This is a genomic window from Streptomyces spongiae (assembly GCF_009377185.1).
Lineage (GTDB): Bacteria > Actinomycetota > Actinomycetes > Streptomycetales > Streptomycetaceae > Streptomyces > Streptomyces spongiae.
Genome location: NZ_VJZC01000314.1, coordinates 1 through 11,562 on the forward strand (window position 1 = coordinate 1; position 11,562 = coordinate 11,562).

The window sequence follows — 11,562 nt, forward strand, 5'->3', positions numbered from 1 at the left end:
GGTCTGCGGGATGGGGCCGGGCTGGGCCCGAGGGCTCGTCGATGGGGCGGTGCGTCACGGTCTGCCTCCCGTTCCGACCCGCGTCATGATCTCGCAGAGCGCACGGTCGTCGAAGATGCGCGAGGTCGGTATGCGCACGTTGGTCCTGCGCCGACCGGTGACCGGGTGCCCGGCCAGGTTGATCCAGTAGCAGCAGTGCCGCAGGTCCAGGCGGTCGTGGCCGGCGCGCAGCCAGTCGTCCTGGGAGCGGGGCACGAGCATCACGACCAGGATCTTGTGCACCGAGACGGGGCTGCGGGCGAGCTTCACCAGGTGCTCGTTGTCGAGCGTGAAGGAGAAGGCCGGGCGCTGCGGGTTCGGCGGGATCTGGTACGTGCACTTGAGCTGCACCTTGATGGTGACTTCGTCGTCGACCGTGTGCCCGGGGGCGCTGTGGCTGACGTGCCAGTCGATGCCGTTGTCCGGGAAGGGCTGGGAGAGCGAACAGCCCGCGGCCGCCGCCACGGCGTGCAGATAGCCCACCTGGAGCGTCTCCATGCACGCGGTGGTGGCGAGGGTGCCTCGATGCGGAGCGGTCCGCTGCGGCAGCAGCCCGCCTTGTTCGGGCTGCGCGATCGCCATGACAACAGCCTTCCAGAGCATGTGAATTCCTGACACAGGCCGCTGAACTGCAAAGACCCGTACTTCTGTTGTCTCCTTCCGGCGTATGGCGCAAACAGCCCGGGTATCACCGAATCGGGCAGTGACGGAGCATCAATTGCCGAGGTGAACGAGGAGTTGTGTGCGTATGGCGTACTGGTACGAGGGCCCCCTGGCCGCGTTCGACACGGAGACCACAGGCGTGGACGTCGAGACCGACCGGATCGTGTCGGCGGCGGTCGTCGTCCAGGACGGGCCCGGAGCCCGGCCGAGGGTGACGCGATGGCTGGTGAACCCGGGTGTGCCGGTGCCCGCCGCGGCGACGGCGGTGCACGGACTGACGGAGGATCACGTGCAGCGCAACGGGCGCTGGCCGTCACCGGTGATGGAGGAGATAGCCAGGGAGCTGGCGGAGCAGGCCGTGCGGGGCCGGCCGCTCGTGGTGATGAACGCTCCCTTCGATCTGACGCTTCTGGACCGGGAGTTGCGCCGTCACCGCGCGTCCAGTCTCGCCCGGTGGTTCGAGTCGTCGCCCCTGCACGTGCTGGACCCACGCGTCCTCGACAAGCACCTGGACCGCTACCGCAAGGGCCGTCGTACGCTCACCGACCTGTGCGAGCACTACGAGGTCGCTCTGGAGGGCGCGCACGACGCCGGTGCGGACGCGCTGGCCGCGATGGATGTCGTACGGGCGATAGGGCGCCGTTTCACGGCCCGGCTCGAACGCCTCTCCCCCGCCGAGCTGCACACCCTTCAGGCGGTGTGGCACGCGGCGCAGGCACGCGGACTGCAGGCGTGGTTCGCGCGCAGTGGTACGGAGGAGGAGGTGGATCCGGCGTGGCCGCTGCGGCCGGATCTGCCTGCGGCGGCGTAACCGAGAAGGCGGGTCCGGAAACGCAGAAGGCCGGTCCGACTGTGCGGACCGGCCCATCCCGGTGGGCGATACTGGGTTCGAACCAGTGACCTCTTCGGTGTGAACGAAGCGCTCTCCCACTGAGCTAATCGCCCGGGAACGGACTGAACAATACAGGCCCGCGAGGGTTTGGTTCAAACGGCTTGACGGCCCTCCTCCAGGTAGGTGAGGAGCCCCCTTCTTCCCGCCCGCATCATCAGCGCGTGGTTGACACGGAAGACGAACCGCCCCGGCACGGCGAGCCGCCGCATCAGGGGCTTGGTGACGTGGACCTCCTGGTCGTAGCGGGCGAGGGTGCCGGTCCCGTCGGGCGTGAGCGTCCAGCGCGCCCAGCCGTCGAGGTCACCGGTCATCTCGATCTCCAGTACTCCGGCGGCCGGATCGCGCCGCACCTCCCGTCCGGTGAACCTCAGGTCGTACGGCAGCACGGACCGGATCCGCAGCACACCGGTCGTGTCGTCGAGGCGGGTCACCTCGCGCACCTGGGGCCACCACCGGGGGTAGTCCTCGGCCCGTTCGAGCACCTCGTACACGGTGGCGGGCGGCACGGGCAGGGCCCACAGGGTGCGGAAGCGGTAGTGGCTCCAGTCCATGGTCAGAGTGTGCCCGTGCGCAGGGGCGCCGTGCGGTATCTGAGTACCTCCTGAGTACGCGCGCTCATGCCGTACGACGTGACGGGGACCACACTCCGATCCATGACGAACATTCCGCCCCCGGCCGAGGAGCTGCGGATCCTCGACACCGAGCTGTGGCAACTCGACGCCCGCCGCGCGGTGTTGCTGGCGCGCCGCGCCTGGCTGGTCAACACCCTGTACGCGACGCCACCCGCGCCTCCCGTACGGCGGACCGAGGCGAGCGCGCCCAGCGTCCAGAACGTGCTGCTGGTCCTCGGCGGCATCCTCCTGACGGTCGCGGCGATCGCGTTCACGCTGGTCAGCTGGAGCCAGATGGGTATCGCCGGGCGCGCGCTGGTCCTCGGCGCGGTCACTGTGGGGGCCCTGGGCATACCCGTGCCGCTGCTCCGGCACGGGCTGCGCTCGACGGCGGAGACGGTGGCGGGCCTCGGGCTGGCGCTGACGGTGCTGGACGCGTACGCGCTGCACGAGGTCACGTTCACCGGGGCCGGCGGCACCGGCTACGCGGCGGTGGCGTCGGCGGTGCTGGCCGGGGTGTGGGCGGCGTACGGCGTGGGCATCGGCGCGCTGGTGCCCACGGAACCGGCGGGGCCTGCCGAGGGCGACGAGCGCCTCAGGTCGCACGCGGGGCCGGTCCTGCTCCGGCTGCCTCTCCCCCTCGCGCTGCTCACCGCCCAGCTCCCGCTGCCGCTCTGGGCGTTGGCGGTGGACGCGGGCCCGATCACGGTCACGGCGGCGGTGCTGGCGACCGCCGCGGCCGACACAGCTGTCGCACTCCGGGTGTCCCTGAAGCCGGTACGGATCGTCGCCGCCGTCGGCGCGTTCGGTGTGGGGGCCCTGGGTGTTCTGGCGGCCGGATGGCTCTGCTGGAGCGCGTCCGGTCCGGGCGCCGCCGCCCGTGCGGCGGCGCTCCTGGCCCTCGCCGCGACGATCGCGCTGACCGCCGCGTGGCACGCCCCCAAGCCGGACCTCGCCCTCGGTACGAGCCTGGCCGGCGGCCTGTTCCTGGTCGCCGGAGCGGGCGGGGTGCTGCGGGCCTCACTGCCCGGCGAGTGGACGGTTCCGGGCTGTCTGGCGTGCGGGGTCGCGCTGCTCGCCGTCGTACGGATGCGCCTTCCCGACCCCGTACGACGTGGCCTCGTCGGGGCGTCCGTGTCCGTGCAGGCGCTCGCGGTGGCCTGGGCCCTGCCTCTTGTCGCGCTCGTGCTCGTCGGTCCGCTCAGCTGGGTGGAGCGGGCCTGGTCCATGGCGCCCGCGGACGCCCGGGAGGCCGTCACGACGGACCTGCTGTGGCCGGCGCACTCGGCCACCGGACCACTCGTGCTCGCCGTCGTGGCCGGGGTGCTGGCCCTGGCCTGCCGGGGCGCGGTCTGGCGAGGAAAGGCGTTGGCGGTCGCCCTCACGCTGGGGGTGGCGGCGGGGTTCGTGGTCCCGGCGGCGCTGGAACTCCCGTACGGCGTGGGGATGGTGATGCAGGGGCTCGTGGTCGTGGCCGTACTGGTGTTCGCGGGGGCGGTGCCGCGGCCCCGGCCGGAGGAGCAGGACGAGAGCAGCGCGCCCGTGCGCTCCCCGCTGCCCCTCACGGCGATGCTTCTGGCCCTGGTCACCTCCCTCAGTCTCGCCTGCGTCGCCCTTGGCTCTGAGACGGCAACGCTCACCGTGGTGGGGGCGTCGACGGTTCTGTTCGCGGCGGTGGCCGCCTGGCGTCCGGATCTCGGGATGTACTGCGTCCCCGCATCGCTGACGTATGCCACCGCTCTCATCTGCGCGATCGGTGCGTCCGCCGGCTGGCAGCCACAGCACACCGCGCTGCTCGTCCTCATCGTCCCCATCACCGCGGCCGTTGTCGCCGCCCGTTTCGGGGGCTCCCCCATGGCCGTCCCCGTCGAGGTGACCGGCGCGGCTGCGCTGCTGCTGGCCGTCGGCCTCGCGTCCACCGACCCGCCGATGCTGGCCCTGGTGCTCGCCCTCGGCGGAGTCGTCGCCTCGGGCACCGCCCTGCGCCCGGACCGGCGGCGCGTCGGCTACGTGGCCGGCGCCCTGTTCGTCCTGGCCGGCTGGGTCCGGCTGGCTTCCTGGGACGTGGGCGCCCCGGAGGCGTACACGCTGCCGGTGACCGTCCCCGCGCTGGTGCTCGGAGTCCTGCGCAGGCGGCGCGACCCTCGGGCCTCGTCCTGGACGGCGTACGGCCCCGGGCTGACCGTCACCCTCGTGCCGAGCCTCCTCGCGGCGTGGAACGACCCGCACTGGCTGCGGCCCCTGCTGCTGGGAGTGGCGGCGCTGGCCGTCACCCTTCTCGGCGCCCGGCACCACCTCCAGGCCCCCCTCGCCGTCGGCGGCACCGTGCTCACCCTGGTCGCGCTGCACGAGCTCGCCCCGTACATCGCCCAGGTCGTCCGCGCACTGCCCCGTTGGGTACCTCCCGCACTCGCCGGTCTGGCGCTGCTCGCGCTGGGTGCCACGTACGAGCAGCGGCTTCGCGACGCACGACGAGTGCGGGAGGCGCTTGGGCGCTTCCGCTAGACCTGTCCGGACAGCACAGCTAGGGCATCTTGTCGCCCACCAGCGCCAGGTTCTGGATCGCCGCCAGTCCGTACAGCGCCGTCGCGTTGGTCGACACCCACGCTGCCTCGCTGCCGGGGACGAGGCCCGTCGGGCCCTCGATCTTCTTCGTGGACCAGTCCGTGGACTCCTTGTAGTCCCACGTGTCGGCGCTGCTGTAGAACTGCCGCCACGCACGGGCCGCCAGCTTGTCGTCCTCGGCCTCGACGGCCGCGTAGGCGTCCAGCCGCGAGTGGCCCTGGAAGAGCAGCAGGGAGCCGAAGTCCGAGCCGTAACGGGCCTTCTGCTCGGCCTTGGTGGCGTTGAAGTAGCGGCAGTAGTCGAGCCACGCCTCCTTGAACTTCGGCATGTCGATCTGGTCGAGCAGTTCGGCGTTGAGCTCGACCAGGCCGAACATCGAGGACAGGTGCGAGACGCTCACCACGGCCTTGTCAGCGGTCGCGAACTTGCCCGTGTCGAGGTCGTACAGCGCGCTGCCCTGGACGAAGCCGTTGGGCTGGGCCGCGATGGTCTCCATGGTCGACAGGACCCTGGCCTTGGCCTTCTCCCACTTGGGTCCGCGCCGCTCCCACTCGGTGAGCCAGGCCGAGACCAGGCCGCTCCAGTCGGTGCCGAAACCGATGGAGAGGGCGTTGCGGTCGGGGGTGTAGGGCTCGGTGCGGATCTTTCGGATGGGGTCGAGGACGAGGAACGTCTCGTCGGAGTCGACGTTGGCGTGCATGAGGTCGCCGACGCGTTCGTCGGCGGTGAGGAAGTAGTAGTAGCGGCGGTAGGTGGTGTTGGCGATGCGCTGCTGCTTGGCGCTGTCCGCGTAGTGCTGGACGCCGTGGCGGGTGCCGAGGCCCGCCCACTTGCCGAGGTGGTAGACGTCGACCTCGCCGGTGTGGCGGGTCATCGCCTCGGCGAAGCGGAAGATGTCGGCGCGGCCGGAGCGCATGTACGCGAACCACAGCCACAGGTCGGGCGAGAGCTCGGAGTTGTCCCAGGCGTAGCCGCCGACGTCGTAGCACCACTGGTGGCGGCTGGGGTCGTAGCTGTGCATGATGTCGCCGTAGTCCCAGAAGCCGTACCAACGGCGCTGCTCCACCTGGTCCTTGTAGTAGGTGAAGAGGAAGTCGAGGTGGTCCTCGATCTTCGCCTTGGCGGTGGTGGAGCGGTCCGGCTCGGCGAACAGTTTGCCGAAGACGCCTGCCTTGATGAGCTGCCCCGGCGCGGCGGCGAGCTGCGGGGGCGTGCGCACGGCCTCGACCTGCTGGGCCATGTCCTCGGCGCCGGGTGTGGACTCGTGGGCCCAGAAGAGGAGTTCGCTGGTGCGGGCGATGCCGTAGGGGGTGCCGAACTCGGGCTCGTAGTCCTCGTAGGTGATGTTGAGGCCTTCGAGCTGTTCGGGGTAGGTGTCCTGGCCCATGCCGTCGTGGTAGAAGCGCAGGTCCATGGGCTGCGCCTCGGGCGACCAGAGCCAGAGGGTGACCTCGGCGGTGTCGGTGTGGGCGCCGCGGATGTCGAGCTGGGCGGGGAACTTCTCCCAGAAGTCCCTGAGTCCGAAGGCGAATCCGCCGCTCGCCCCGCCCACGTACCCGAAGCCGCTCGCCCGCCGGCCGCCGCCCGCGCCGATCCAGCCGTGGCCCTTCTTGGTGCGCTTGCGGACGGTGAAGCCGTCGGCGGAGAGCTGGGAGAGCGTGTAGTCGCCCCACTCGGGGATGTACTGGAGCCGGGTGGTGACCCGCTGGTCCCAGGTGGAGGGGTCGGGCAGCTTCTTGCCCTCGAACTGGGCCGTGCGGACGGCCGCCCCGGGGTCGCGGCGCAGGCCGGTGATGCCCTTGACGGCCTCGCGGAGCAGACCCGTGCCCTCGCCGCCGATGCGGATGTGCCGGTCGTACGCGGCGTCCCGCATCGGCACCTTGAAGCGCACACCGATGCCGCGGATGAAGTCACCGCTGGCCTTGCCGGGCTCCTGGTTCCCGTCGTACGTGATGGTGTGCACCATGCGGAACGACTCGGCGCCCGCGTAGAAGTAGAGCCGGACCGAGAAGGGCAGCCAGTTGCGGTCGCCCTTGCGGTGCTTGCCGTCGATGCGGACCACGGCGCGCACGGGTCCGCCCTGCTCGACCTCGACGTCGCCGATGACGCTCTCGAACCGCTCGTACTTCTCCGCGCCCTGGTCGCCGTCCTCGATCTCGGGCTGACGCAGGAGCACCAGACGGCCGGTGTGGGCGATCTCGGTGGAGCCTCGCCGGACCGACTTCACGAGCGTGGAGCCGCTCTTGCCGATCTTCGCGGTGATGACTCCGGTCGATATGTCGATGGTGCCACCGCTCTTGTCGACGGTGACCTTCTTCGCGGGGGCGGAGGGGCTGCCCGCGGCGAGGGTGAGCTTCCCGGAGCCGGCGCCCGCGCCGACCGCGTGGGCGGTCCACTTCAGTGAGCCGTCGGGCCAGTAGCCGATGGGCCAGGACTGGACGGGGACCTCCTTGCCGTCCGCGTCCGTCAAGGAGAACGACTGGTCCTTCTCGTAGGCGCCCTTGGGCCATGGCACGCCCACGGTCGACCCCGGGGCGGCGCCCAGCCCGCCGTCCTCCAGCCAGTCCAGGGTCACCGGGTCCGCGTCCGCGGCCTCGGCTCCGGGGGCGGCCTGCGCGTTCGTGCCGAGTGCCCAGCTGAACTGGGCGGCGGCTCCGGCGACGGCGGCCGCCTTGAGGAGGGACCTGCGGTCGATGGGGGACATGACCTTTCCTTTCCGTACGGGAAGCTGTGCGTTGCGGGAAGCTGTGCGTGCGGCGGTCAGGGGCATGACAGTGCGACGCGAAGGGCGCCGGCCTTGTTCGGACTCCGCGGGTCAGCGACGCCGGTACCGCTCCTCCACGGCGACGGCCGCCGCCGCGACGGCCCCGAGCACCGGGACCGCCAGCGGCGCGACGAACCAGGCGGAGCAGGCCACCACGGCCAGTCCGCCGACGAGCAGGAAGGACCCGGCGGGGTCCAGCACGGTGCGCCGCCCGGCATCGGCGAGCAGCGTCCGCCAGGAGGCGCCGGGCTGCCACACCGCCGCCGCACGCAGCCCGGCGACGGCGAGACCGATCAGCGCGAACACCCCGACGGCACCCACGAGCGGCCCTCCGGGGATCCCGGCCCGTACGGCCTGGACGTCCACCCAGACCGCGGCTGCGGCGGCCCAGCCCAGGAGCCCGGCGATCCACCCACCGCGCACGGCCGTCCGGAAGTCCGCCACGAACTCCCGCCGGCCGCCGCCCTCGTGGGCGACACGCCGCCGCAGATGCCTCGCCCCGGCGGCGAACGCGGCGGGGTAGGTCACGACCGGCAGCGACGCCACCGCGATCCACACACCGGTGAGCAGACACTCGGCGAACAGCGCGAACCGCTCGGCGAGTAGGGACTCACCACGTTCACGTGCCGGGGACGCCTCCGACTGTGCCTGGGTCCGGGCCATGGTCAGCTCACCTCAGCCCTTCAGCCCGGATGTGGCCATACCGTCGATCAGGTACCGCTGGAAGGCGAGGAAGAAGGCGAGGACCGGCAGCAGGGCGACGAGGGACATGGCGATCATGCCGCCGTAGTCGGCCACGCCCTCCTGGTCCACGAACATCTTCAGACCGAGGGAGACCGTGTACTTGTCGGGCTCGTTGAGGTAGATCAGCGGGCCCATGAAGTCGTTCCACGCGTTGATGAAGGTGAAGATCGCGCTGGTGATCAGGGCGGGTCGGCACAGCGGGAGCACGATCGACCAGTAGATGCGCAGGTGCCCGCAGCCGTCGAGACGGGCCGCCTCGTCGAGCTCCTTGGGCAGGTTGCGCATGAACTGCATCATCAGGAAGACGAAGAACGCCTCCGTGGCCAGGTACTTCGGCAGCAGCAGCGGGGTGTACGTGTTGATCATTTCCATGTTGCGGAACAACACGTACTGCGGGATCAGCAGTACGTGGTACGGCAACAGCAGCGTGCCGATCATCAGCGTGAACAGCAGGTTCCGGCCCGCGAACCTGATCCTCGCGAAGGCGTACGCCGTGAGCGAGCACGACACCAGGATCCCGATCACCGAACCGACGGCGAGGGTGAGCGAGTTGAGGAAGAACGTGGAGATCGAGATGTCCGCGATGCCCTCGGTGAGCCGCGTGTAGTTCGAGGTGATCGGGTCGCCCGGGAAGAGATCCAGGCTGCCGATGATGTCCTCGCTCTTCTTGAACGAGCCGCCGATGACCCAGATCACCGGATAGAGGATCACCGCGAGGATCGCCAGGGAGCCGATGTGCCAGGCGACGGAACCGGGCAGCCTGCGCCGGAGGCCGCCCGCCCTCGTGGAGGCGGCGGGTGTGATGTCGGTGGCCTGCGCGCTCATCAGGCGCCCTCCTCGTAGTGCACCCAGCGCTTCTGGGACCAGAACAGCACCGCCGTGACCAGGGCGACCGCGACGAGCAGCATCCAGGCCATGGCGGAGGCCAGACCCATCCGGCTGTTCTCGAAGCCCTGGACGTAGAGGTAGCAGGTGTAGACCATCGAACCGTCCGCGGGACCACAGGCGTTGCCTCCGGCACCGCCACCGACGATGTACGCAGAACTGAAGATCTGGAAGGAGTGAATGGTCTCCAGCAGGACGTTGAAGAAGAGGACCGGGGAGATCATCGGCAGCGTGATGTTCCAGAACCGCCGCAGCTTGCCCGCCCCGTCGACCTCGGCCGCCTCGTACAGCTCGCGCGGGACCTGTTTGAGGCCGGCCAGGAAGATGACCATGGGGGCGCCGAACTGCCATACGGTGAGCGCCACCAGGCTGTAGATGATCATGTCCGGGTCGCCGGTCCAGCCGCCGACGTTCACCCCGAAGAGCTTCTGGGTACGGTCGACGACCGCGTCGTCCGAGAAGATCGCCTTCCAGACGATCGCGATGGAGACGCTCGCCCCGATCAGAGACGGCGCGTAGAAGGCGGCCCGGTAGAAGGCCTGTCCGCGCCGGCTCTGGGCCAGCAGCAGGGCCACCCCGAGGGCCGCGATCAGCTTCAGCGGCGTACCGACGACGACGTACCACAACGTCACCCGCACCGAGTGCTGCCAGCGCGGATCGCCGAACATCTCGGAGAAGTTGTCGAGGCCGATCCACTTGGGGGCGTCGAACAGGTTGTAGTCGGTGAAGGCGAAGTAGAGCGAGGCGATCATCGGGCCCGCGGTCAGCAGCAGGAAGCCCGCGATCCACGGGGACATGAAGAGATAGCCGGCCAGGTTCTCCCGGCGGCCCCGCCGCTTGAGGGCGGCGGGGCGCGGGGAGTTCACCGGACCGTGCCGCGGCTCGGAGCGCTTGTCCTTGGACAGGCCCTCCGTCGCAGGGGCGTGTGTCACGGTGGTTCCCATCAGGTGCCGAGAGCCGTCTTCGACTCGGTGAAGAACTGCTTGACGGCCTCGTCCACCGAACGCTTGCCCAGACCGAGTTCCTCGCCGATGCGCAGGAACGCGGACTCGCAGATGTCCGCGCCGTTCGGGTGCGGGGTGATGGGCTCCAGGACGCCCGCCTCGACGAGGGACTCCTCGTAGGCGGCTATCGACTTGTTGACCTCGTCGGTCGGCTTGAAGGCGTCGTACTGGGCCTGTGTCGCGGGCACACCTCGGTCGTAGCCCATGATCTTGGCGACCTCGGGCTCGTGCACCATGAAGTCGATGAACTGGGCGACTTCCTTGGGGTGCTGGGTGCGCTTGGAGGCACTGAGCATGAGGGAGCCGAGGTACTGGCCGGTCTTCTTGCCGTCCGTGGTCGGGATGGGGGCCAGCCCGTACTCGCTCTTGCCCTCGGAGGTGTAGCGGACGGTGAAGTTGTCCCAGGTGAACTCACCGCCGGCGATCTCCGCGGCGACCGACGACTTGGGCTTGATCTGGGCGACCTTCTTGGGGTCGGTGTAGATGCCGTCCTCGACGCCCTTCTTCGCCTTCGTCCACCAGTCCTTCAGGTCCGCCTCGGTGAAGCCGAGCCCGTCCTCGGTGAAGAACGCCTTGCCGTTCTGGCGCAGGTAGAGGTCGTAGAGGTACATGACGCCGTACATGCCGCTGTCGCCGGCGCGGCCCGACTTGTCACGGATCTTCTCCAGCGCCGCGTGGTAGTCGTCCCAGGTCCAGCCCTGCTCCGGCTTCACTCCCGCCCTGGTGTAGGCGGGCTTGTCGATCACCAGGGCCATCGAGTTGGAGCCGACCGGAACGCCGAGGAGTCTGCCGTCGATCTCGCCGAACTTGTCCAGCCCGGCGCGGAAGCCGTCCATGGAGAGATTGCCCGCTTTGACCTGCTCGCTCAGGTCGAGCAGTACATTCTTCGCGTCGTATTTGCGAAGGAAGCCGATGGCATTCTGGAAGACGTCGGGGGGATTTCCGCCCGAGGCCTGGGTGTTGAACTTCTTCCAGAAGTCCAGGTAGGGCTGGAAGTCCGTTTTCACCTTGATCTTCGGGTACTTCTTCTCGAAGAGCTTGATGGTCTTGTTGATTCTCTCGGCGCGGTCCTCGGCTCCCCACCACGCATAACGGATCGTCACCGTCCCGTCCCCCGCACCGCTGTCGCCGCCGCAGGCCGTGGCCGTCGCCCCGAGCCCCGCGACAGCCAGTGAGGCGCCGGCCGCCTTGAGGATTGTTCGCCTCTCAACTTTCCGGTCGTGCTGCATGGTTGGGCCTCCCCGCGACGTTGCGTCCGCCTCATGAATCGTTTCAAGTAAGCGCTTGCTGGCACAAGGTACGGAGGCCCTCCGGGCACGTCAATGATTCGGACAGGAATTGATGGAAAACGGAGGGCGCACGCTCGGGCGTCTCGGATGGGGTGCGGTGGGGGTG

At 69.7% G+C, this 11,562-nt stretch carries 9 protein-coding genes and 1 tRNA gene; 2 read left to right on the top strand and 8 right to left on the bottom strand.

The genetic code is table 11. The features are described from left to right. Positions 1 to 54 precede the first annotated feature (54 nt). Positions 55 to 621, bottom strand: a complete 567-nt coding sequence (locus FNH08_RS31805) for a DUF4365 domain-containing protein (RefSeq protein WP_152774989.1) — start codon at positions 619 to 621, stop codon at positions 55 to 57. Between the two features lie 166 nt (positions 622 to 787). On the opposite strand from FNH08_RS31805, the gene FNH08_RS31810 reads away from it, so the two are divergent. Then, positions 788 to 1,513 (top strand): 3'-5' exonuclease, encoded by a 726-nt coding sequence (locus FNH08_RS31810; protein ID WP_152774990.1) that lies wholly within the window; start codon positions 788 to 790, stop codon positions 1,511 to 1,513. Between the two features lie 62 nt (positions 1,514 to 1,575). Here the strand turns inward: FNH08_RS31810 and FNH08_RS31815 are convergent. Both FNH08_RS31815 and FNH08_RS31820 read right to left on the bottom strand, forming a co-directional pair. Further along, a tRNA-Val gene (locus FNH08_RS31815) sits at positions 1,576 to 1,647 on the bottom strand. A gap of 39 nt (positions 1,648 to 1,686) precedes the next feature. After that, the gene (locus FNH08_RS31820; RefSeq protein ID WP_152774991.1) at positions 1,687 to 2,145 is read right to left on the bottom strand and encodes an SRPBCC family protein; all 459 of its coding nucleotides are present in this window, start codon (positions 2,143 to 2,145) and stop codon (positions 1,687 to 1,689) included. 102 nt (positions 2,146 to 2,247) lie between these two features. Here FNH08_RS31820 and FNH08_RS31825 point away from each other — a divergent pair, with 102 nt between their 5' ends. Next, positions 2,248 to 4,710 (top strand): SCO7613 C-terminal domain-containing membrane protein, encoded by a 2,463-nt coding sequence (locus tag FNH08_RS31825; RefSeq protein ID WP_152774992.1) that lies wholly within the window; start codon positions 2,248 to 2,250, stop codon positions 4,708 to 4,710. Positions 4,711 to 4,729: 19 nt separating this feature from the next. Here FNH08_RS31825 and FNH08_RS31830 read toward each other — a convergent pair whose 3' ends face one another. From FNH08_RS31830 to FNH08_RS31850, 5 genes are all read right to left on the bottom strand, one after another. Further along, the gene (locus tag FNH08_RS31830; RefSeq protein ID WP_152774993.1) at positions 4,730 to 7,474 is read right to left on the bottom strand and encodes an exo-rhamnogalacturonan lyase family protein; all 2,745 of its coding nucleotides are present in this window, start codon (positions 7,472 to 7,474) and stop codon (positions 4,730 to 4,732) included. A gap of 111 nt (positions 7,475 to 7,585) precedes the next feature. Further along, a complete protein-coding gene (locus tag FNH08_RS31835; protein ID WP_152774994.1) occupies positions 7,586 to 8,197 on the bottom strand; it encodes a hypothetical protein in 612 nt (203 codons plus the stop codon). Between the two features lie 12 nt (positions 8,198 to 8,209). Then, a complete protein-coding gene (locus tag FNH08_RS31840; RefSeq protein WP_152774995.1) occupies positions 8,210 to 9,103 on the bottom strand; it encodes a carbohydrate ABC transporter permease in 894 nt (297 codons plus the stop codon). Next, positions 9,103 to 10,107, bottom strand: coding sequence for a carbohydrate ABC transporter permease (locus tag FNH08_RS31845; RefSeq protein WP_152774996.1), 1,005 nt, complete (start codon positions 10,105 to 10,107; stop codon positions 9,103 to 9,105). Before FNH08_RS31845 ends, FNH08_RS31840 begins: the two co-directional genes overlap by 1 nt. Then, complete coding sequence (locus FNH08_RS31850) at positions 10,107 to 11,396, bottom strand: ABC transporter substrate-binding protein (RefSeq protein ID WP_152774997.1); 1,290 nt, start codon at positions 11,394 to 11,396, stop codon at positions 10,107 to 10,109. Before FNH08_RS31850 ends, FNH08_RS31845 begins: the two co-directional genes overlap by 1 nt. Between the last annotated feature and the right edge of the window lie 166 nt (positions 11,397 to 11,562).